This is a genomic window from Enterobacter sp. WCHEn090032 (assembly GCF_003986875.1).
GTDB classification, from domain to species: domain Bacteria; phylum Pseudomonadota; class Gammaproteobacteria; order Enterobacterales; family Enterobacteriaceae; genus Enterobacter; species Enterobacter sichuanensis.
In genome coordinates this window covers 179,202-201,568 of sequence record NZ_RXRN01000004.1, presented here as the reverse complement: position 1 = coordinate 201,568, position 22,367 = coordinate 179,202, and the positions used below count along the sequence as shown (strand labels likewise).

Annotated in this window: 21 protein-coding genes and 1 pseudogene; 8 read left to right on the top strand and 14 right to left on the bottom strand. The window is 54.4% G+C overall.

Annotation, left to right across the window (positions count from 1 at the left end):
* The first annotated feature begins 29 nt into the window (after window positions 1-29).
* Window positions 30-1,274 (top strand): mechanosensitive ion channel family protein, encoded by a 1,245-nt coding sequence (locus tag EKN83_RS05405; protein ID WP_025759530.1) that lies wholly within the window; start codon window positions 30-32, stop codon window positions 1,272-1,274.
* Here the strand turns inward: EKN83_RS05405 and EKN83_RS05400 are convergent, their stop codons facing one another.
* The 4 genes from EKN83_RS05400 to EKN83_RS05385 form a co-directional block, all read right to left on the bottom strand.
* Window positions 1,275-2,246, bottom strand: coding sequence for a LacI family DNA-binding transcriptional regulator (locus EKN83_RS05400; RefSeq protein WP_045286101.1), 972 nt, complete (start codon window positions 2,244-2,246; stop codon window positions 1,275-1,277).
* Window positions 2,247-2,321: 75 nt separating this feature from the next.
* Window positions 2,322-3,464, bottom strand: a complete 1,143-nt coding sequence (locus EKN83_RS05395) for a Gfo/Idh/MocA family protein (RefSeq protein ID WP_126800477.1) — start codon at window positions 3,462-3,464, stop codon at window positions 2,322-2,324.
* Window positions 3,457-4,482 carry a sugar phosphate isomerase/epimerase family protein gene (locus EKN83_RS05390; protein ID WP_126800476.1) on the bottom strand — a complete coding sequence of 342 codons (1,026 nt, stop codon included), beginning with the start codon at window positions 4,480-4,482 and terminating at the stop codon, window positions 3,457-3,459. The genes EKN83_RS05395 and EKN83_RS05390 overlap by 8 nt, the downstream gene beginning before the upstream one ends.
* Window positions 4,483-4,497: 15 nt before the next feature.
* Window positions 4,498-5,736 carry an MFS transporter gene (locus EKN83_RS05385; protein ID WP_126800475.1) on the bottom strand — a complete coding sequence of 413 codons (1,239 nt, stop codon included), beginning with the start codon at window positions 5,734-5,736 and terminating at the stop codon, window positions 4,498-4,500.
* 203 nt (window positions 5,737-5,939) lie between these two features.
* Here EKN83_RS05385 and EKN83_RS05380 point away from each other — a divergent pair, with 203 nt between their 5' ends.
* On the top strand, window positions 5,940-6,257 hold the full coding sequence (locus EKN83_RS05380; RefSeq protein ID WP_126800474.1) for a type II toxin-antitoxin system RelE/ParE family toxin: 318 nt from the start codon (window positions 5,940-5,942) through the stop codon (window positions 6,255-6,257).
* Window positions 6,258-6,289: 32 nt separating this feature from the next.
* Window positions 6,290-6,589: a helix-turn-helix domain-containing protein gene (locus EKN83_RS05375; RefSeq protein ID WP_025759525.1), complete on the top strand. Its 300-nt coding sequence runs from the start codon at window positions 6,290-6,292 to the stop codon at window positions 6,587-6,589.
* A gap of 166 nt (window positions 6,590-6,755) precedes the next feature.
* Here EKN83_RS05375 and pheP read toward each other — a convergent pair whose 3' ends face one another.
* The 8 genes from pheP to EKN83_RS05335 all read right to left on the bottom strand — a co-directional run bounded on the left by pheP (window position 6,756) and on the right by EKN83_RS05335 (window position 18,670).
* Window positions 6,756-8,144 (bottom strand): phenylalanine transporter, encoded by a 1,389-nt coding sequence (gene pheP, locus EKN83_RS05370; RefSeq protein WP_025759524.1) that lies wholly within the window; start codon window positions 8,142-8,144, stop codon window positions 6,756-6,758.
* A 102-nt stretch (window positions 8,145-8,246) separates the two neighbouring features.
* Window positions 8,247-10,220 carry a PhoX family protein gene (locus tag EKN83_RS05365; RefSeq protein ID WP_126800473.1) on the bottom strand — a complete coding sequence of 658 codons (1,974 nt, stop codon included), beginning with the start codon at window positions 10,218-10,220 and terminating at the stop codon, window positions 8,247-8,249.
* 127 nt (window positions 10,221-10,347) lie between these two features.
* The gene (locus EKN83_RS05360) at window positions 10,348-12,534 is read right to left on the bottom strand and encodes a TonB-dependent receptor (RefSeq protein ID WP_126800472.1); all 2,187 of its coding nucleotides are present in this window, start codon (window positions 12,532-12,534) and stop codon (window positions 10,348-10,350) included.
* A 184-nt stretch (window positions 12,535-12,718) separates the two neighbouring features.
* On the bottom strand, window positions 12,719-12,994 hold the full coding sequence (yahO, locus tag EKN83_RS05355; protein WP_025759522.1) for a DUF1471 family periplasmic protein YahO: 276 nt from the start codon (window positions 12,992-12,994) through the stop codon (window positions 12,719-12,721).
* Between the two features lie 150 nt (window positions 12,995-13,144).
* Window positions 13,145-14,176 (bottom strand): ABC transporter ATP-binding protein, encoded by a 1,032-nt coding sequence (locus tag EKN83_RS05350; protein ID WP_126800471.1) that lies wholly within the window; start codon window positions 14,174-14,176, stop codon window positions 13,145-13,147.
* 1 nt (window position 14,177) lies between these two features.
* Window positions 14,178-15,752: an ABC transporter permease gene (locus tag EKN83_RS05345; RefSeq protein ID WP_025759519.1), complete on the bottom strand. Its 1,575-nt coding sequence runs from the start codon at window positions 15,750-15,752 to the stop codon at window positions 14,178-14,180.
* A gap of 24 nt (window positions 15,753-15,776) precedes the next feature.
* The gene (locus EKN83_RS05340) at window positions 15,777-16,793 is read right to left on the bottom strand and encodes an iron ABC transporter substrate-binding protein (protein ID WP_025759517.1); all 1,017 of its coding nucleotides are present in this window, start codon (window positions 16,791-16,793) and stop codon (window positions 15,777-15,779) included.
* 674 nt (window positions 16,794-17,467) lie between these two features.
* A complete protein-coding gene (locus EKN83_RS05335) occupies window positions 17,468-18,670 on the bottom strand; it encodes an IS256 family transposase (RefSeq protein ID WP_126800470.1) in 1,203 nt (400 codons plus the stop codon).
* A 69-nt stretch (window positions 18,671-18,739) separates the two neighbouring features.
* Between EKN83_RS05335 and EKN83_RS05330 the strand changes: the two genes are divergently transcribed.
* The 3 genes and pseudogenes from EKN83_RS05330 to EKN83_RS05320 form a co-directional block, all read left to right on the top strand.
* Entirely contained in the window at window positions 18,740-19,387 is a 648-nt protein-coding gene (locus EKN83_RS05330) for an RNase A-like domain-containing protein (RefSeq protein ID WP_260591140.1), read from the top strand.
* A 3-nt stretch (window positions 19,388-19,390) separates the two neighbouring features.
* On the top strand, window positions 19,391-19,687 hold the full coding sequence (locus tag EKN83_RS05325; protein WP_045286112.1) for a contact-dependent growth inhibition system immunity protein: 297 nt from the start codon (window positions 19,391-19,393) through the stop codon (window positions 19,685-19,687).
* 156 nt (window positions 19,688-19,843) lie between these two features.
* Window positions 19,844-20,062 (top strand): annotated as a pseudogene (locus EKN83_RS05320) (tyrosine-type recombinase/integrase); the annotation flags it as partial.
* Window positions 20,063-20,291: 229 nt separating this feature from the next.
* Here EKN83_RS05320 and EKN83_RS23490 read toward each other — a convergent pair.
* A complete protein-coding gene (locus EKN83_RS23490; protein WP_126800469.1) occupies window positions 20,292-20,615 on the bottom strand; it encodes a hypothetical protein in 324 nt (107 codons plus the stop codon).
* Complete coding sequence (locus EKN83_RS05310; RefSeq protein WP_126800468.1) at window positions 20,615-20,854, bottom strand: hypothetical protein; 240 nt, start codon at window positions 20,852-20,854, stop codon at window positions 20,615-20,617. The genes EKN83_RS23490 and EKN83_RS05310 overlap by 1 nt, the downstream gene beginning before the upstream one ends.
* Before the next feature lie 223 nt (window positions 20,855-21,077).
* Here EKN83_RS05310 and EKN83_RS05305 point away from each other — a divergent pair, with 223 nt between their 5' ends.
* Window positions 21,078-22,028, top strand: coding sequence for a glycosyltransferase family 2 protein (locus EKN83_RS05305; RefSeq protein WP_126800467.1), 951 nt, complete (start codon window positions 21,078-21,080; stop codon window positions 22,026-22,028).
* Window positions 22,028-22,366 carry an EamA family transporter gene (locus tag EKN83_RS05300; RefSeq protein WP_101737573.1) on the top strand — a complete coding sequence of 113 codons (339 nt, stop codon included), beginning with the start codon at window positions 22,028-22,030 and terminating at the stop codon, window positions 22,364-22,366. The genes EKN83_RS05305 and EKN83_RS05300 overlap by 1 nt, the downstream gene beginning before the upstream one ends.
* The last annotated feature ends 1 nt before the right edge of the window (window position 22,367 follow it).

Sequence of the window (22,367 nt, the reverse complement as noted above, 5' to 3'; positions counted from 1 at the left end):
TATGGGGCTGCATCAATACAGGAGACGTTATGCAGGAATTAATTGCTCAGGTAGAAGAGTTAGGGATCGAAATTACCCCCACCACATCATTAGTCATCATCTTTGGTATTATTTTTCTTACCGCCATTATCATTCATTTTATTCTGCACAAAGTTGTCTTGCGGGCCTTTGAGAAGCGCGCGCAGGCCAGCAGCCATTTGTGGCTGCAGATCATCACCCAGAATAAATTATTTCACCGTCTGGCCTTTACCCTTCAGGGGATTATTGTCAACGTCCAGGCGGTGCTGTGGCTGCAAAAAGGCAGCGAAGCGGCGGAAATATTGACCACCTGCGCAAAGCTGTGGGTAATGGTGTATGCCCTCCTCGCCTTCTTCTCGCTGCTGGACGTGATTTTCAATCTGTCGCAGAAAATGGCCACCGCGTCGCAGCTGCCGCTGAAGGGGATCTTCCAGGGCATCAAGCTGGTGAGCGCCATTCTGGTGGGGATCTTAATTATCTCCCTGCTCATCGGCCAGTCTCCTGCGATTCTGATCAGCGGTCTGGGGGCCATGGCGGCGGTCTTAATGCTGGTGTTTAAGGATCCTATCCTGGGCCTGGTGGCGGGTATTCAGCTCTCGGCCAACGACATGCTCAAGCTCGGCGACTGGCTGGAGATGCCGAAATACGGTGCCAACGGCACGGTGACGGACATCGGGCTGACCACCGTTAAGGTGCGCAATTTCGATAATACGATTACGACCATTCCGACGTGGGCGCTGGTCTCCGACGCCTTTATCAACTGGAGCGGCATGTCTGCCTCCGGCGGGCGACGCATTAAACGCAGCCTGAATATTGATACCACCAGCATTCATTTTCTCGACGAGCAGGAGCAGCAGAGACTCATTCAGGCGAAGCTGCTGAAGCCTTATCTGGCCGCGCGTCATGAGGAGATTAACCTGTGGAATCAGCAGAACGGTGAAGGGGAATCGATATTAAACCTGCGCAAGATGACCAATATCGGCACTTTCCGCGCTTACCTGAATGAATATCTGCGCAACCATCCGCGGATTCGTAAAGATATGACATTAATGGTGCGCCAGCTGGCGCCGGATGCTAACGGCCTGCCGATTGAAATATATGCCTTCACCAATACGGTGGTCTGGGCAGAATATGAAGAGATTCAGGCCGACATCTTCGACCATATTTTCGCGGTGGTGGATGAATTTGGTCTGCGTATTCACCAGTCGCCGACCGGGAACGATATTCGCTCGCTGGCAGGCGCTGTTGCCAGATAATCAGGTGCTGGCGCGGGAAATAAAGCGCCAGTCCATCATCACTCTTTCCGTGGGCGCATCCGGGTTGTCGATCTTATTTAAGAGCAGATCGACCGCCTTGCGCCCGATATTGCGCGACGGCTGTTCGATGGTCGTCAGCGAAATCATGTCCGCCAGCTCGGTGCCGTCAAAACCGACCACTGCAATATCCTCCGGCACGCGCAGCCCCGCCTGCTGAATAGCGCGCAAGGCCCCTGCCGCCAGGGTGTCGGAAACGGCAAATACCGCGTCCGGCGGGTTTTCCTTCAGCAGATTTTGCATGGCGGCCATTCCGGCGCGGGAGCTGAGATCGCTTGCGTACTCAACCGCCTGATACGCCAGGTCTTTAAGGTGGATCACGCTCTTGTAGCCGCGCTCGCGCAGCCGGGCGTATTTATAGCTGAGGTCGTGGTTGATCATGGCAATGCGCTTGCGGCCACCTTCAGCAAGCTGGCTGACGGCGTGCTGCGACGCATCGACGTCGTTAATCCCCACGCAGGAAACCGTCCCGGCATCGGCGTATTCAGCGCACTGTACCCAGGGTGCAGCGCCTATCAGCGCGGCCAGTTCCGGCAGCTTCGAAAAGGCGTCCATAGTGATAATGCCGTCGACGATTTTGCCGGAAAGCAGGCTCAAGCCCGAGCGGGAGCGTTCGATATCAGAGCCAGAGTTACAGAGCAGAATGCGGTAGCCGTTTTTCTCGGCCTCTTCTTCGATGCCTTTCACCACCTCGGCGCAGAACGGGTTGGCAATGTTCGAGACCATCACCAGGATCATATAGCTGCGGGCCGTGCGCAGCTGGCGCGCCAGCAGATTGGGCTGGTAGTTACTCTCTTTAATCGCCTGCAGGACGCGATCGCGGTTTTTTGCTTTCACGGTATCGCTGTTGTTGAGCACCCGGGAAACCGTCGCCACGGAGACCCCGGCCAGCTGAGCGATTTTCTGAATTGACATAGCGACGACACATCCTGCGGTTAGCGTTTTGTGCAGGCTACCATAAATTTGTTGCCCGGCGAACCGGGCAACGCGTCATTGCGCCACGCGAACCCAGCGCTGTTGCTGGTGGCTTTTTACTATTGCATCAATGATATACATCACGTTCGCGCCATCATGGAAGGTGGCAAACGCAGGCCGTTCCGGCATTGCGCCCGCCTGCACGGCACGGTAGAACTGCGCCATCATGTTTTTGAAGGCGTCCGGCCAGCCTTCAATATGCCCGCCGGGGAAATGAGCGCTGTCGGCCACGTCTGGGTTCATCAGGCTTGGATCGTCGCTGAGCGTCTGGTTTGCCTGTGCGCGATGGCCTATCCACAGCTGCTGCGGGCTCTCCTGATCCCACGCCACCGACCGCTCGCTGCCGTTGATCTCAAACGTCAGGCGGTTTTTGCGCCCGGCGCTCACCTGCGAGACGCTAAAGCTGCCCTTGCTGCCGTCGTCAAAGCGGCACAGCACCGAGCCGAAGTCTTCGGTGGTGACCGGCTTGTCCTCATAGCGGGCGTGCTCCTCGTGCACGAAGGTCTGATTTCCGGCCACGCTAGCCTTGCGCGTCGGCCAGACGATAGCGAGGTCGGCCATCACCTCAGTGATGCGGCGGCCGGTGACAAACTGCACCGTGTCGCACCAGTGGGAGCCGATATCCGCCACCGCGCGCGACGCCCCGCCCAGCGCGGCATCCACCCGCCAGTTGTAGTCGGTTTCGAGCAGCATCCAGTCCTGCAGATAGCTGCCGTGCGCGGCAAACACCCGTCCGATGCTGCCCGCGCGCAGCATGCTCGCGGCCTGTCGCACCATCGCAAACTGGCGATAGACAAAGCTGACGCCGTGTACCACACCCGCCTGCTCTGCCAGCACCACCAGCTCGCGGGCCTCGTCCGGGGTCATGCACAGCGGCTTCTCGGAAAAGATGTGCTTTCCCGCGCGCAGGATCTGGCGGTTAATCTCTGCGTGCAGGTGATTTGGCGTGCAGTTGTGCACCACATGCAGATCGGGATGTGCGAGTAACGCATCCACGCTGCCGTAGGCGTGCGGGACGTTAAGCCGACGCGCTTTTTCCTGCGCCTGCGCCAGCGAGCTGTCGCCCAGCGCGACGACCTGCACAAAACCCAGGCGCCTGAGCGCCTCGATATGCGCCGGGCCGATAAACCCGCTGCCGATAATGCCGACGTTAATCATGGCTGCCTCCTGCCGCGAAATCGTCAAACGCGCGCCCGGAGACCGGGATAATGTGGCGGCGGATAAACTCGCTGCCTTCGCGGGCACCGGTATCGCCATCCTTCAGGCAGCACTCCCACTCCAGTACCGCCCAGCCGTCGTAGTCGTACTGCGTCAGTTTGCTGAAAATGCCCCTGAAGTCGATCTGTCCGTCGCCCAGCGAACGGAAGCGGCCGGCACGGTTGATCCACGGCTGATAGCCGCCATACACCCCGCTCCGCCCGCTGGCGCGGTATTCGGCATCCTTCACGTGGAATGCTTTGATGCGCGCGTGATAGATGTCGATAAAAGCCAGGTAGTCCATCTGCTGCAGCAGCATATGGCTCGGGTCGTAGAGAATGTTGCAGCGCGGGTGGTTATCTACCAGCGCCAGAAAACGCTCAAACGTCACCCCGTCGTGCAGATCTTCCCCCGGATGCAGCTCAAAACAGACGTCTACGCCCTGTTCATCGAAGGTATCCAGAATCGGTCGCCAGCGGGCTGCCAGCGCCGCGAACGCCTCCTGGAAACGCTGCTCGTTATGCGGCGGCCACGGGTAAAAAAACGGCCAGGCCAGCGAGCCGGAGAACGTTGCGTGCGCTTTCAGGCCCAGTCTGGCGGAGGCGATCGCCGCCTGCTTCAGTTTCTCCGTGGCCCACGCCCGGCGGGCCGCATCGTTACCGCGCACGGACGCGGGCGCGAAATGGTCAAACGCGTCGTTGTAAGCCGGGTTAACCGCCACAAGCTGCCCTTCAAGATGGGTCGACAGCTCGCTGATGACAAGCCCGTGTGCGGCCAGCTTAGCGGTGACGTCATCGCAGTAGGCCTGGCTCTCTGCGGCTTTTTCTACATCAAAAATGTGCGGATGATTGCAGGGGATCTGCACCGCTTTATAGCCTTTATCTGCCGCCCACCCAGCCAGGCCGTCGAGCGCGTTAAACGGGGCCTCTTCGCCAATAAACTGCGACAGAAAAATACTGGGTCCTTTCATCGTCCTCATACCACCTCCAGAACGTTACGCCTTGTCACCGTCATACCTGAACGTGAGAAGGAAAATAAGCGCGATCGCCGCGGCGGCCACCGCCGGGATCCACCAGAATGTCACCCACGCCTGCGGCACGGTCTGCCCCGCCACCAGGCGGTTGTAGAGCGCCCCGGAAATCTGCGAGCCGAGCAGCATCCCGATACCGTAGGTGAACATCACAATCATGCTCTGCGCCTGGCCTTTTACTTTTTCGCCCGCCACGCGGTCGGTGTAGATAAAGCCCACCACAAAGAAGAAGTCATAGCACACGCCGTGCAGCAGAATGCCAATGTACAGCAGGAAACGTCCCTCTTCGCTCACGCCGAGGGCAAACATGGCGTAACGCACGAACCACGCCAGCATGCCGATCAGCAGCATAACTTTCACGCCCAGACGGCGGAACAGCAGCGGGATCACCAGCATAAAGACGATCTCCGACATCTGCCCGAACGACATGGCAGTACTGACATCTGCAATCCCTGCGTCTGCCAGATAAGACGCGGTATAGGCGTAGTAGGTACCGAGCGGCACGGAAATCAGCATCGCGCAGACGGAAAAGACGAAGAAGTGACGGGTTTTTAGCAGCGCGAAGGCATCCGCGCAGAACAGATCGCGCACCTTAACCGGCAGCCCTTTAGCGGGGGCTGGCGTGTGCGGCAACGTCAGGCTATAGAGGGCCAGCAGCACGGAGCTGGCCGCCGCCACCTGGAAGATGGTGACGCTTGCCGCCACACCGGTAACGCCAATAAATATCCCCGCCGCTATCCAGCCGATAGTGCCGAATACGCGAACCACCGGGAAGGTTTTATCGACGTTTGCCAGGCTGTGAAACGCAATGTTGTTAGTCAGCGCAAGGGTTGGCATGTAGCAGAGCGTGTAGCCAAACAGCAGTCCGATCAGCAGCGCACCGTTTTCAGCAATCAGCGCGCCCGGCACAAACCACAAGATCGCCGCCCCGGCGAGATGCATCACCGCCATGACCTTTTGCGAGGCAAAGAAGCGATCCACCAGCATGCCAAGCACAAACGGCGACAGAATAGAGGCGATTGGCCCGGCAGAGAATGCATCACCAATCAGCAAAGACATGTTGTGCTGGGTCATCACCAGACCCAGCGTGACCGACCAGCTACCCCAGATAAAAAACTGCAGAAACATCATCAGCGACAGCCGCGGAACCAGCAGCCGGTGCTGTGCTATCGCCTTTCCACTACTTTCAGTTGTTGACACCATGATGAGCCCCACCCTCAAAAAGTAATCGATTACAAAACAGTTCAGGTAAAAAGTAATCGATTACAAAATAAAGATCCTGTGGATCGTAGAAGATTTGGGAGGGGGGTCACGATAAAGGTGCTGTATATCAAAACGAGGCGTTTGATTGCCATTATAGCCAATAGGCTATAAAATAAAACAGCGAGGAAGCAACAGGAGAAACGATGTGGGACGTCGAGACAACGGACAGATTTGATGAATGGTTCTTTGAACAAACAACAGCATTGAAAGAAGATGTGCTGGCGATGATGCATATCCTTGCTGAGTTTGGCCCAACGCTTGGGCGGCCATATGTAGACACCGTAAAGGCTTCAGCCTATGCGAATATGAAAGAGTTACGCATTCAGCATGCGGGCAAACCCATCAGGGCCTTTTTTGCTTTTGATCCTGACCGTAAAGCGATTGTGCTCTGTGCAGGAGACAAAACCGGTTGTAACCAAAAACGGTTTTATAAAGAAATAATTACGCTGGCTGACGTTTAGTACAGCAGACATCTGGCTGATAAGGAGGCCATATGGCAACGCTAAAAGAACTTATGGCACAACAGAGCGCGGAAAGTCAGGAGCGTATTGCGGCTAAAGTTGAAGTGATGCGCAGAATTGTTGCCCTGAATCAATTGCGGGAAGAGCTCAATGTTTCGCAGACGGAACTGGCCAACGCAATGGGGGTAAAACAACCCACTGTAGCGAAAATCGAACAGCCGGGTAACGATCCCCGGCTTTCAACACTCAAACGCTATGTCAGTGCCCTCGGCGGTGAACTGAGCATTGATGTCACGTTACCGAATGGGAAACGGATAGCGTTTCAGATTTGATATTGCACGTTGCAGACCGGCTGGCGGCTTCGCTGATCCGGTCTACAAAATAATAACGGCCCGGAACATGTAGGCCCGGTAAGCGTAGCGCCACCGGGCTTGAAGACGGGTGCGGTCTGTTGCCCTCACCCTGGCCCTCTCCCACGGGGAGAGGGAGAAAAGCAGATCACTTTTTTCGGGATAATTTAAACGCGATAAACAGGAACACCACCCACACCGGCAGCAGCAGCGCGGACAGGCGCATCGCATCCATGGTGCACATCAGCACCAGAATCAGCCCCAGGAAGGCGATACAGAGGTAGTTTCCTGCCGGGTAGAGCAGCGCCTTAAACTGCGTCTCACGCCCCTTGCGGCGCATGGCGGCGCGGAAGCGCAGGTGCGCCAGGCAGATCATGATCCAGTTCAGCAGCAGCGTGGCGACAACCAGCGCCATCAGCAAACCAAAGGCAGATTTTGGCAGCAGGTAGTTAATCAGCACCACCAGCGAGGTAATGGCCCCTGAGAGCAGCAGAGAGTTGACCGGCACGCCACGGCGGCTGACGCGGGTGAGGAACTTCGGCGCATTGCCCTGCACGGAGAGACCAAACAGCATACGGCTGTTGGAGTAAACGCCACTGTTATACACCGACAGCGAGGCCACCAGAATAACGAAGTTCAGCGCCGAGGCTACCACATTGCTGTTCAGATCGTGGAAAATCATCACAAACGGGCTGCTGTCAGATTTCACTTCCACCCATGGATAAAGCGCCAATAGCACGACCAGTGAACCGATGTAAAACAGCAGAATACGGTACACCACCTGGTTGACCGCTTTCGGAATGCTTTTATGCGGATCGCGCGCTTCAGCAGCGGTGATCCCAATCAGCTCCAGCCCGCCGAACGAGAACATGATGACCGCCAGGGAGAGGATCAGCCCCTTCCAGCCCGTGGCCAGGAAGCCGCCGTGCTGCCAGAGGTTGTCGATGGTCGCTCGTTCGCCGCCGTGACCGGAGAACAGCAGCCACAGGCCAAAGCCGATCATGCCGATGATCGCCAGCACCTTAATCAGCGCGAACCAGAATTCGGTTTCACCATACAGGCGTACGTTCACAAGGTTGACGGCGTTGATGATAATAAAGAAGGCAGCGGCCCAGACCCACGTCGGGACATCGGGCAGCCAGTACTGCATATAGATGCCTGCGGCGGTCAGTTCGGCCATTCCCACCAGCACAAACATTACCCAGTAGTTCCAGCCGGAGAGGAAGCCTGCGAACGGGCCCCAGTATTTATACGCAAAGTGTGCGAAGGAGCCTGAAACCGGCTCTTCAACGACCATCTCGCCAAGCTGGCGCATGATCAGGAAGGCGATAATGCCGGCAATGCCGTAACCGAGCAGCACCGCCGGACCGGCCATCTGAATGGCAGGGCCGATGCCGAGAAACAGCCCGGTACCGATTGCGCCGCCAAGGGCAATTAACTGAATATGTCGATTTTGCAAACCACGTTGCAGCGTCGGATTCTGTTCCGACGAAGCTTCAGCGCTACCGTTGCCTGAAGCGGATGACGCGTCTTTCACGTCCTACCCCTGTCTCTTTTTTAGAAGGGGCACGTTTTAACACTTCATGCTGGCGGTAGCAAGTTTAACGCCGGGGCACGTTATGCACCCGGCGATGAGAGGTTATGAGCCGATGATCCCGCCGTCCGCTTTGGTGATCACCACCGTTGAGGAACGCGGGCGTCCGCTCGGGTTTGCATCTGGCCAGTTGGAGACGGCACGCGGATTGGCCGGGTCGGTGATATCATCCCCGCCCTCCCCCGGATGTTGAATGTTAATGAACAGCGTCCGGTTGTCCGGCGTAAACGCAATCCCGGTGATTTCACACCCGCGCGGTCCGGTCAGGAAACGGCGGTACTCATTGGTACCCGGAATGGTGGCCACCATCTGGTTATTGCCCATCCCCTCGTAGGCTTTCTTGTTAATAGTGCTGGAGGAGACGTCGGTCTGGATCCACAGTACGCCCTGGTGATCGAACGACAGGCCATCGGGGCTGCCGAAGGCCGCCCCCTGCATCGAACCTTTGGCCTTCGGATCGTCGCTGTCGGTACGCCCGGCCATTACCAGAATATCCCATTTAAAGCGTGGGGCGGCAGGATCGGCCCCCTCTTCGTGCCAGTGCATAATATGACCAAACACGTTATTAGCGCGCGGGTTGGCGGCATCAACCGGCGCCTTACCCTCTTTCCCGCGATCGCTGTTGTTGGTGAGCGTACAGTAGACGCTGCCGCTGGCGTGCGGGTCGACCGCTATCCACTCGGGGCGATCCATTTTCGTTGCCCCTACTACGTCAGCCGCGAGGCGGGTTTTAATCAGCAGATCGCCCTGGTTTTCAAAACCGTGGTCTTGATCCAGACCATTTTGCCCGAAGATCAGCGGCAGCCAGTCGCCGCTACCCTCCTCGTTGAAGCGGGCAACGTACAGCGTACCGGACGTCAGCAGCTGCATATTGGCTTCACGGTTTGCAGGATCGTATTTTTTGTCCGAGACAAATTTATAGATGTACTCAAACTTCTGGTCATCTCCCATATAGACCACCACGCGATTATCGGCGGCGAGCGTGACGGCGGCGCCTTCATGCTTGAAGCGGCCCAGGGCGGTGTGTTTACGCGGCGTGGAGGCTGGGTCGTAGGGATCAATCTCCACGACCCAGCCGAAGCGGTTGGGTTCATTGGGGGTTTTATCGACGTTAAACCGCTCATCCACTTCGTTCCAGCGGTAGGAGTCATCGCTGTCGCTGATGCCGTAGCGTTTTTCCAGCGGGTTGCGATCGGCTTTTTTAACAAAAATATCCGACCAGTTCTCCTCGCAGGTGAGATAGGTGCCCCACGGCGTATGTCCGTTGGCGCAGTTTTGCATGGTGCCCAGCACGCGCTCCCCTTGCGGATCGGCGGCGGTTTTCATTAGGTCCTGATGCCGTGCCGGACCGGTAAGCGCCATCGGGGTATTGACGGTAATACGGCGGGCATAAGAAGAGGGACGAACGACCTGCCAGTCGCTGCCCGTTTTCTTCACCTCCACCACCGACACGCCCATCGCGTTCTGTCCCTTACGGGCTTTATCGAGACTCCAGTTCGCCGTGCCGTCGGTAAACAACATCCCGTTGTCGATGTATTCATGGTTCAGCGCCAGCAGGCCATGCGCCGGGTTTTGCTCCCCTTGCGGCAGACTAAACCACGCCATACCGTCGTGGTGCATGCCCGCCTGCACGGCCTGTTCGTCCGTGGTATTGCTGGCGTCCGGCTTAAACGCCGGCATGTTATCTTTGATACCCGTCGGGTCGCCCCAGCGATAAAACGGACGGGCAATATAGCCTTCCGGCACCCTGACCGTATCCTCCGTAGAGACGTCGATGCTGGTAAAACCCAGGGAAACCGCTTTTGCCAGCGCGGAAGGCTGTGATACCGCGGCGATGGCGTTTTCGGGTTTGATCAGAAAGGGGAATGAAACGGCAGCGCCCGCCACGGCACCCATCTGTAAAAAACGGCGGCGGGAGAGAAACACCTGCGCAACCTCGGAGAATACCGGGTTAGCGCTGCGGTTATTGATTTCGTCGCGATGTTCTTTTTTAAATACGGATTTCAGAGGTCTGCCCATAGCGGCTTCCTGTCATTGGCCAAGAGGTAAGGAGTTGGCGACCAGTCTAAGAAGCTTTTATTACAATTTTATAACACGATGAGGGCGATGTGGGGCGTCCCTGCCCAGGATAACGAGGGTGGAACGCTTAGAACGTGTAGCCAACCGAGACCTTAAAGGTGCGCGGCTCGCCCTGCGTAATATAGGTACCGGAATCGTCCACGCTGGCCCAGTAGTTTTCATTGGTCACGTTGTCGATGCCTGCACGTACCGTCATCTGGTTTTCGTTGTGATTTACCGCGAAGCGATAACGCATCCCCAGATCCAGCGTGGTGTAACTGTCGAGCTTTTTGCTGTTCGCGAGGTCGGCATACTGCGTGCCGGAGTGATTTACGCGGGCGGTGGCGGTCAGCCCCTCGATCGGCTTGATGTCATATTCCGCGCCCAGCACGGCGTAAAAGTTCGGGACACCAATGGCATCGTTACCCTGGTTGAGACCGTTGTTGGTTTTGGTCAGCTCCGCCTGCAGCCAGGTGGCGCTGGCGTTGAGGCGCATCCCCAGCATCGGCTCGCCGAAGACATTCAGCTCCACGCCGCGGTTGCGCTGCTCGGCATCCAGGCCGTAATGCTTCGTCTGGCTGTCGAGAATAGCGGAAGGCATTTTGATTTCGAACAGCGCCAGAGAGCCACCCACGCGACCGAAGTCGGCCTTCACGCCCACTTCGTTCTGTTTAGAGTGAACGATACCGGTGCTCTGCCCGTAGTTAATGGCGGTGTCAGGGGCGTTTTTACCCGGCTGCAGCGCTTCGGTATGGTTAGCATACAGAGAGATCTGCTCCCACGGCTTATAGACCACGCCGTAGGTTGGCATCCAGCGGCTGCCGTCGAAGCCATCGGCATCGTTTTCGGCGCCGGTCACTTTGTTATACCCGCGAATGACCACTTTCTGATGACGTGCCCCGGCGGTAAACAGCAGCGTGTCGTCCAGCACGCCCAGGGTATCGCTCAGCAGCCAGCCCTGTGTGCGGGTGCGTCCGCTGGTCAGCGGATCGCTGTATTTGCCGCCCAGGCCGTTGAAGTTTGAGCTGTCCGGCATATCAACCCCGGTGTTGTGGTAGATATTGGTGGTCGGGTTGTCTGCCGCCGCGGACATTTTCCAGGCGATTTTTTCGTTTTTGGTCATCGCGGAGTAACCCACGTTCACCTTGTGCGACACGAAGCCGGTCGTAAAGTGACCGCGGATCCCCGCCATCCCGCTGACGGAATCGCTAATGCGATTGGTATCAAGGCGGCTGACCGTGGCCTTACCGCTTTTGTCCAGCAGCTTCGGTGCGCTGTAGGTCCCTTCTTCATGAGCGTGTTGCGCGCCGAGTCCGGTATACGCCGTCCAGCTGTCGGTGATGTCGTATTCGCTGCGCCACATCCCGAATTCGTTCTCGATGTTGCTGTAGGCCCACTTCTGGGAAAGGTTGCGATCGTTTTTCGGTGGCTCCGGCACAAAATCCACCGCCGAAATATTGACGCTGGTCGGGCTGCCGTGGAAGGTTTTCTTCTGGTAGCCGAGATCCAGCGAGGTGCGGAAGTTGTCACCTTTGTAATCCAGACCGGTGGAGAGCAGCGTGGTGCGGCGGCGATCGTTCGGTACGTCGGTTTCCCCTTCGCGATGGACCAGATTCACCCGCGCGCCAAACTGGTCGTTGTCGCCGTAGCGACGGCCCGCATCCAGCGTGGTGCCAACCTGGGAATCCGAGGTGTAGTCCACGCCGACTTTCGCCTGCGGGAGTTCGCCGGCGTGTTTTGGCTCAAGGTTGATCATTCCGCCCACGCCGGAGCTTGCCGCGCCGTTCATCAGGGCGTTTGCCCCTTTGAAGATCTCAATCCGCTCGACCATCTGCGCATCCACCACCTGACGCGGCAGAACGCCGGACAACCCGCCAAAGGTCATATCATCACCGTCAAACTTCAGGCCGCGGATGCGGTAAGTTTCCGCGCTGTTGCCATACCCCTGAACGTATTGCACGCCAGCGTCATTGGCGACCACATCGGCAATGGTTTTCGCCTGCTGATCGTCCACCAGCTTTGCGGTGTAGCTGATGATATTAAAGGGTACGTCCATGGCATTCTGCTCGCCGAGCATCCCCATACGCCCGCCGTTCGCCACCTGTCCGTCGAGGAAAGCCGGCACAAGCTGGTCGCCGCCGGGGGTAAAGTCGCTGGCTGGTGCCGACTGCACAACGAGAGTCTCTTCTTTTTGATCATCCGCCGCGTAAGCGGAATGTGTCGCCGCACCGACGGCGAGCGCCAGCAGCGTTTTATGTAATCTGGTGTTGTTCATCGTTAACCCATTTGAAAGTGCGCGCAAAAATGACCCGTGAGCGGGCCTTAGAATCTATTGGTTGCAATGCAAATGAGAACTATACGCATTATCTATGCGTTAGCAAGTGTCACCGCGTTCATACGGGAGGCGTGGTAAGCGATGAGGGGAATAGCCACCCCGTTTCGGGGTGGCTGCAGCGACATTACTTTTTCTTGTAAATATTGGCCGTACCGTGAATTTTATTGTTGGTGTTCCCGGAGGTGAGCACCAGGACATCAGCGCCTTGCTTATCAGCTTTCTCGATCAGTTCTTTTTTAGCATCATCGATAGAGACTTCACCTGAGGTGTTTACCGTACCGATTTTCTGATACTGAGACTCAACTTTCTTAAACTCCTCCTTCGTCAGAAGCTCAGCAGCGAAGGCATGAGTCGTAAAGAAAAACGCAGTTCCCAACAAAACAGCAATAGTCTTTTTCATAACCTTTTTTCCTTGAGATTAATCAGCAACAACGAAAAGCCCCACTCATTATGGTGAGGTTTTATGAGCATGGTAGAGAAACTCAGGAAATGCCACAGGCCATGGAAAATTCTTTTATAACAACCCGTTGCATGAAATTACTAACGAATATTAAGAATATTCGAATACCCGCGCAGTGCCAGCAATATCAATGCGTACCGCGGTGCCAGGGTTCCATCCTGGCTGGCTTACGGTTTTCAGAACCACGGGTTGTTGCTCCCCGGCTAACGCAAGGGTGAGCGTCGACAACTGGCCGGTAAAGTCCACATCAAGAATCGAGAACGGGCTTTCATGCGCGGCACATGCCGTCACGCGCAGCTGCTCAGGACGCAGCATCACGCGGCCCTGCCCTGTCGCATGTGTGTTGTCCGTTGCCACCTCACCCAGCGCGCACACGGCGTAACCGGCAGCAAGCTGAGCAGGCAGGATCACGGCATCACCAAGAAACAGCGCCGTCTCTTCGTCAATGGGACAGGTGTAGACCTCATAAGGGGTCCCCACCTGCGTGAAACGCCCGGCGCGCATCACGGCCACCTGTGTGGCAAAGGAGAGCGCTTCGTTCTGATCGTGGGTGACCAGAATCGAAGCCACGCCTGCTTCCGCCAGCAGATCGGCCGTGGCTTTGCGCGTCGTGGCGCGCAGGCCGGTATCCAGCGCTGAGAACGGCTCGTCCAGCAACATCAGTGAAGGACGCTGGGCCAGCGCACGAGCCAGCGCCACGCGCTGCTGCTGTCCACCGGAAATCTCATGCGGCCAGTGCGTCGCAAGCTGCCTGTCCAGAGAGACCATCTCCATCAGCGCCTCAACGCGCTTGCGTTTCTCGTGGCGGGTGCCGTCCAGCCCCCAGGCGATGTTATCTGCCACGTTAAGGTGCGGGAACAGCGCCCCTTCCTGAGGAACAAAACCGATCCGGCGCAGGTGGGCGGGCACAAAACGGTTTTCATCGAACAGCGTTTTTCCCTGCATGACAATGCGCCCGGTATCTGGCGTTTCGAACCCGGCAAGGATCCGCAGCAGCGTGGTTTTACCCGACCCGGATGGCCCGACGATCGCCGTCCTGCTCCCCGGCGCAACGCTCAGGTTCAGGTTGTCGAGCACCTGCGCATCAGCGAACGATTTAGAAATGGCGGTTAATTCAAGCATGTCATAGCCCTGCAATTTTTTTCGACTGCATATAGAGAATGGCGGTCAGCGGGAGGGAAATCAGAATCATCAGCATCGCGTAAGGCGCAGCTGCTACATAGTCAATTTCGCTGGTCAGCGCCCAGAACCCGGTGGAGAGCGTGCGCGTGCCCAGTGGAGAGAGCAACAGGGTGGCGGTCAATTCATTGCTGACGCCGAGGAACACCAGCGCGGCACCCGCCGCGGCACCCGGCGCGGCCAGCCGCATCGTGACGCTCCAGAGCGCCTTCGCGGGCGTGCTGCCAAGACTGCGCGCCACGTTCTCCAGCTCAACCGGCGCCTGGGCAATTCCCGCCCGCAGGTTAATGAGCGCCCGGGGCATAAACATCAGCAGGTAGGCAAGGAAGAGGGTGACTTCCGTCTGGTAAATGGGACGGGCGTAATGAATGGTGACGGTGACCAGCGCAAGCGCCGTGACAATCCCCGGCAGCGAGCTGGTGATATAGATACACCCTTCCAGCATCCGGAAGATGCGGCGCGGATAGCGGATACCGAGCCACGCGATGGGGATCACGCACGCCGTGGTCAGCAGGGCTCCGCCCACGCCGAGCATCAGCGTCTGGCGCAGCGAGTGCCAGAGATCGGCGCTCAGCCAGTTTTGAACGCCGCCGAGCCAAATCCAGCGACAGAGAACAATTAACGGCACCCCCAGCGCCAGCACAATCAACACGATGAAAAACAGCTGACCCAGCGCGGCGGCTGCAGGCTTCAGCGGCCAGCGTTTTTGTTCACGGGCGGCCCCGGCGCCGATACGCGCGTAGCGTGCTTTTCCGCGCGTCACGCCTTCCAGCACTAAAATAGCCAGGCAGCACAGGGCCAGCACGCCCGCCAGCATGTTAGCGGCCGGGCCACTGAAGGTAGACTGAAACTGGTCATAAATGGCCGTCGTGAAGGTGTCGAAGCGAATCATCACGTACAGGCCATATTCCGCCAGCAGATGCAGCGCCACCAGCAGCGCACCGCCGCAGATAGCGAGTTTGAGCTGCGGTAGCACCACGCGGAAAAAGACCCGCCAGGGCGGGGTACCGAGTGACGCAGCCACGTCTTCGAGTGTCGGGTCCAGGCGACGCAGCACCGCCGCAACCGGCATATAGATAAACGGATAGTAGGCAAGGACAGAGAGGAACACGCCCGCAGAGAGCCCGTGCATGGACGGGACAACGCTCACCCAGGCATAGCTTTGCACAAACGCGGGGATAGCCAGCGGGGCGACCGCCAGTGCGGACCAAATCCCCCGCCCGGCAAGCTGCGTGCGCTCGGTGAGCCAGGCGATGGCCACGCCCGTCACGATGCAAAGTGGAACCGCAAGGGCCGTCAGCCACAGCGTGTTGCTGAGCAGCTCAGCCACACGCGGGCGGAAGACCAGCGCCTTTATGGTTTCCCAGCCCGTCTCAATGCCAATGGCAATGATAAAACCCAAAGGCAGAAGCGCCATTAATGAAAACAACACAGCTAACGCAACCATCGGCAGTGCAGGACGCCTGCGGGCAGGCTCCTGCACTCTGTTTTTTCCGATGTCGAGACTCAGACCAGACATAACACCTTCACTTCACTTTCAGGATCACAGCAGGCCGGCTTGCGTCATCAGCTCGATAACTTTTTTACTGTTGAGCGTTGAAGGCTCTACTTTCGGGGCATCAAGATCTTTCAGTGGAACCAGTTTCGGGTTTGAGGCCGCGTTCACGCCCACGGCGTATTCAAAGGCATTATTGGTACGCAGGCTTTCCTGCCCTTCTTTACCGGTAATGTATTTAATGAAGGCCTGCGCCTGCGCTTTATGTTTGCTGGACGCCAGCACACCACCGCCAGAGAGGCTAACAAACGCGCCCGGATCCTGGTGTTTGAAGTAGTAGAGTTGGGTGTTTTTGCTGTTTTCGCCCGTTTTGGACTGATCGACAAAGCGGTAGTAGTGATAGATCACACCGCCATCGATCTGGCCGGCATTGACCGCTTTCATCACGGTGCTGTTGCCTTTATAGGCCACGAAATTGGCTTTCATCGCCTTGAGCCATTCCAGCGTGGCCTGCTCGCCTTTCAGCGCCAGCATTGCGCTCACGATGGCCTGGAAATCCGCACCTGACGGTGATGCCGCCCAGCGGCCTTTCCACTCGGGTTTCGCCAGGTCCATCAGCGACTTAGGCAGCTGCTGTTCGCTCAGTTTTGCCGGATTATAGACAAACACCGTGCTGCGGGCCGCGATGCCGATCCAGCGACCATGCGCCGGACGATATTCTGCCGGCACTTGCTTCAGGGTCTCTGCATCCAGCGGCGCAAACAGGTTGGCATTATCCACCAGCACCATTGACGGTGAGTTTTCGGTCAGGAATACGTCCGCCGGGGATGCGCTGCCCTCCTGAACCAGCTGGTTACCCAGCTCGCTGTCATCGCCGTTACGCAAAGTCACTTTGATGCCGGTTTCTTTGGTAAAACCGTCAACCCACGACTTCACCAGGTTTTCATGCTGCGCGTTATAAACAACGATACCGTCATTTTTTTCGGCGGCAACCGATTGTGTGGAAAGGAAAAGCGAGGAAGACAACAAGGCAAGCGAGAAGCAGGACAGCAGGCGAGAATTCATGAACATATCCTTAATAGACCAACGGGAGTAACCACTCATAGCTTTGTGGGAAAGGATTAAAGCATACAACAACGCTAATGATAATTAGTATCAATCAAGTTTAAGCGTAAAAGTGTAAAATTTCATTTTCGCTGGGTTTGAAGTGATAAAAATCCAGATTTAAAAATCGGATTAATGAAAGATTAAGAAAACATTAAGCCAAAGCCTAATAAAAGATAATTAGCACTCTATTTATTATAGTGGTTATTTAACGCTTCGCGGGTTTCACTCCCGCCAATAAGCATCGTGACGCAGTCTGTGCTAAACCGCTCAAGCCCTTCACGGTAAAAAGGGTCTGCCGAACCTGATGGTGTGCACGATGAACACCTCCCTCCTCGAAAAGAACAATGCCGTAAAGAAATTCCCGCATTTGCGCAACGCACTAATACTTTTTATCATTGAGGCATAAAATAGTCGGAGCATTAGTATGAGTGAAGGATTACAGGTAGTTATGTCTCCGGTTCAGATGGCTGCCGTGTTATCAGATAACACAGTAACTGAAGCGGAGACACTGCAGAATCGTTTGTTGGGCGGACTCAGTGTAGCAATGAGTACTGTTGAACTGGCAGGTGCGACAATTTTGTGTGCGGCTCCAGACCCGAGAACGTTCAGAATTCTGTGTCACATTAAAAATTCTACAGCGACATCACATTATTCAGTCGCCCATCAAAATAAATGGCTAACTGCGACAATGTCAAATTCCAGCTCTGGATCGGCATTGTCCATTTTTCCTGTGCGTTCATTAGCCCCAGATAAAGCAGCTTCAACAGACTGTTTTCATTCGGGCAAGCGCCTTTAGTTTTCGTCAGTTTCCTGAACTGACGGTGCACCGATTCGATGGCATTCGTGGTGTAAATGACTTTGCGGATATTCGCCGGATAGCGGAAATATGCTGACAGATTTTCCCATTTGCGACGCCACGACTGGAGCACTACCGGATACTGCTGGCCCCATTTGGCCTCCAGCTCATCCAGCGCCGTTTCTGCGGCTTCTTTCGACACCGGGCGATATACCGGCTTCAGGTCTGCCATGAACGCTTTATGGTGTTTTGACGCGACATATTTAATCGAGTTACGGATCTGGTGAATGACGCACAACTGAACCTCTGTCTGCGGATAAATGCTGTTTATTGCCTCCGGGAAGCCGGTCAGCCCGTCCACGCAGGCAATCAGAATGTCTTCCACGCCACGGTTTTGCAGGTCACTCAATACGGATAACCAGAAGTTAGCGCCTTCACTTTCCGACAGATACAGGCCCAGAACTTCTTTTTTGCCTTCCAGATTCAGCGCCAGAACGGTATAAACCGCTTTGCTCTGATAACGGCCATCCTCACGGATTTTATAGTGAATAGCGTCCAGCCAGACGAAGGGATGAACCTTCTCCAGCGGGCGCTGTTGCCACTGTTTTAGTTCAGGGATGACTTTATCGGTTACTGCACTGATGGTGGCGGTGGACACGCTGAAGGCATATAAATCTTCAATCTCCCGGCTGATGTCCTGGTAGCTCATCCCCAGTGCAAACAGGCGAATGATCTTGCGTTCGATCTCGTCGGACAGCGTGGTCTGGTGCTTCTTCACTAACTGGGGTTCAAAAGTACCATTACGATCACGCGGAGTCGCCAGTTCAAAGCTGCCGGTAGGGGCTTTAATGGTCTTTTTGCCGGAGCCATTTTTACGGTTAGCTTCAACGTCCTGAGCCAGATGAGAGTCAAGTTCAGCGGCCAGAGCGGCTTCAGTTAACTGTTTGATTAATGCCGTTAAGATGCCATCTTTGCCGGTGAGTGCCTGACCGGACTGGAGGGCTTTAAGCGCTTTGTCGAAATCGAAGGTTTGGGACATATGTCATTCCTTTTTGATTGTATACTACTGGAATGACACAGAATTTATAACACTCCCCCAGACCCAACGATGCTAACCAAAGCGGCCTGCATTGTCGTTGGTGCGCATGGTCTCGATAGTCTCAATGCCGCTATTGATCAGGCTATTTATGGCCGAGATACCCGGACTGCGGCGTATCAGTTAGCTGTTGATACAGCTCGCTACCTAGGCGCTGATGAAAAGACCGCAATTAATATTGGACTGACTGTCGATATTGCTGTGCCAGTGGCTTTTGGTCTTACCCTCGGTGCTGTCCGCGTCGCATCAGTTCGTGTCGGCAGAATTAGACTTATCGAACATGAATCTGCTGCTGGATATAAACCCGGTGGGCATACGCTCTCTCGTCATGTAGGGTTAAGTGAAGCAGACATCAGAACAAGATTAGCCAACAGACCCACACTTTCTGGAAGTAGTACTTTTTATAACAAACACATAGCTGAGGATGCCATTTCCCGCGCGCTAAAATTTAATGCGTCTTACATAAGGAACTGGGCCAAAACGGCGAGATCTGGCTCAAAATTGAACATCGATTTTTTTGCAGGCAAGGAAATTGGCTTTGGCATTGAGTCTGCTACTGGCCCTATAATCAAATCGCATAAATTGCGTGTTGTACTTGAACTTCAGTTTTATAACAACAAACCGTACTATGTACTGACTGCTTTCCCGGTGCTGAGATAAATCATGATTAATAAATTTCTGGATCATCTAATGGCTGCGTACTTTAACCAGGATTATGATTTGTTTGGCGAGACCATCGAAGAGGTGATGGAAGAATATTTGAAGTGCGAAGGACCAGAACATGCAAAGGGTCTGATTGAGGATTGCAATAATTTTATCAACAGAAATGAAGATGTGGAGCTTGAGTTTCTCAATTTGTATAGGTTCGATTTTGACCCATCTTTATGGGGGATAACTGCAAAGCAGTTCCTCACGATGATATCCGCGCAGGCTTGCCGTTATCTTGATGCAGAAAAGTAAGGGCCTTGTCAGGCCCTTTCTATGTGGATTATCCCTTTCAGGATTAATATACCTGATAACTAAACAATCGAAGCCTTTATCAAACGAATTAACGTTTAAGCATAAAATTATCTAACAGCCACACAAAACCATCGACACGACCGGATAAAACTGTCACTCCGGCATACCTGGGCGAGCTGGTTAATTCAGTCCGGCATGCCGCTGTCCGTTCTGCAGGAAATGGGCGGCAGGGAGTCGATCGAAATGGTCCGTCAATATGCCCATTTAGCACCTAACCATTTAACTGAGCATGCGAAGCAAAATGACTCAATTTTTGGGGTTGATGTACCAAATATGTCCCACAACGGAAATCAGGAGGTAGCGAAGGAGGCGTAAGTGCATGATTCATAATGGCACGCCCTGTAGGATTCGAACCTACGACCTACGGCTTAGAAGAACGTAGAGCAGTATTTAACGCACTGTATTATCATTGTTTTTTCCGCGCTCGCGCCGGATTTGTGTCACTACGTGTCGTTGTATGCTTGTGCGTTTCGTAATGATGCATCCATGCATGACACAGAGAATGCACAGCCATGCCGCCGGGCATAGCTATGCCTTTTCCACATCACATCACCGGGCACCCGTCATCATTGAATGCGCGATTGATGAAGAACGATACCCGGCCCAGCACTTCTACCTCTTCCAGCGCTACACCTTCTATTGCCTCTCCGTCATCGGTGATGAGAGCCTTGCCCATGAGCTTGGCGAACTGGGTCCGGCCTTCGCACAAAATAAGCAGAACATCGCCGGGCGCGCTTTTGGCTGCTGGCTCAATGATGGCAAAGCCAACATCAGTTTCGAGACCCCTGCTCTCAGCCCCTATGTTGCAAATTACCTCTGGCGAGAGCTGGCGTTCGACATAATCGTTCGCTGGTGACGCAAATCCCATTATTGCACCCTCCCCATGTTGCATAAGATCCAGTACCGGTTATCGCTGCCGTCGGTCGTCTTGTCAGCGAAGTCTTTTTGATAGCGCTCTATCCAGGCATTAGCATCTTCGCGCGTGTAGTGCCAGTTGAACTCTCGCAACTTCTCAATGAAGCTGTCCGTGCTCAGGTAACGATAACCCTTGGGGTTGAGCTGTATGGCCGCAACAAATGCGGCGTAGATATCGGCTGTGCGTGGCATGATCACCTCCATCAGATACTGTATTTATATACAGCAATACTGATCGATTGCACCGATCAATACAACGCAAGATAAATTTACACTTTCTTCAAGCAAAGCATGTTGAAGGCCTTCTTCCTGTTTTTTGGCAGTAAAGAGCCCTTAGATCACGTAGTGATCAGAATCGTCTTAAGTGTTACAATTCTTTACGTTGAAAACTCTATGATTTTTTTAAGGATAGACAATGAACATTGCTGTAGTCATACCATCCTATAAAGTAACGTCGCACATCCTGGAGGTGATCAAGAGCATAGGTGAAGAAGTTGCCAGGATTTACGTTGTTGACGACTGCTGCCCGGATTCTTCAGGAAACTTTGTAAAAGAGCACAACACAGACCCAAGAGTTCGCGTGCTTTTCAACGAAAAAAACAAAGGTGTTGGCGGTGCGGTTATGCATGGCTATAGAATGGCTATTGATGAAGGGATGGATATCATTGTCAAAATTGATGGTGACGGCCAAATGGATCCATCATTAATTCCATTCTTTGTAGGACCAATAATTCGTGGTGAGGCAGACTATACCAAAGGGAATCGATTCTTTAGACTGGATAAAATCAGCGCAATGCCAAAGATTAGACTGTTTGGTAATGCCGTGTTGTCATTTATGACGAAAATATCCTCAGGATACTGGAATCTTTTTGATCCAACTAACGGATATACAGCCATTCACGCTAACGTTGCAAAGAACCTTCCTTTTGAAAAAATAAGCGAAAGATACTTCTTCGAGTCTGATATGCTTTTTCGCTTAAACTCGCTAAGAGCAGTTGTTGCCGATATACCAATGGACGCAAAGTATGCAGATGAAGTGAGCAATCTAAAAATAAATAAAATTATATTCGATTTCTTAACAAAAAATGTCAGCAATTTCTTCAAGAGATTTTTCTATAACTATTATCTGCGTGACATGTCGCTTGCTTCTTTAGAGCTACCGCTTGGCTTAATTTTGTTCTTTATAGGGGCTTTTAGTGGAGCTGCGAATTGGTTAGAGTCAATTCAATCAGGCGTGCCATCTACATCAGGAACAGTGATGCTGTCTGCCCTGCCCATAATAATTGGGCTTCAGCTGATACTGGCATTCATAGGATATGATATATACAACGTTCCTAAGCAACCAATTCACAAAAGGTTTAAGTAATGATTTATCTAGTTGTAATAATCTGCGTCATAGGCATAGCCGCTGGGCAGATTCTATTTAAATTAAGCTCTTCGGCGATGATGGAGAGTGGCGGCCTTTTTACTTTGCAAACTCTATCCGTGCTCATTCCAGCTCTTGCTCTTTATGGCATCACCACGCTGGCATGGGTTTGGGCACTGCAGAGGATTGAACTGGGCAAGGCCTATCCGTTCATGGCTCTGGCTTTTGTTATTGTTCCTATAGCCAGTCATTTCATCTTCGGCGAGAAGTTCACAACACAGTATGCAATAGGCGTGGCCCTGATTGTTTCTGGAATACTTTTTGCGGTTAAGGGATAAA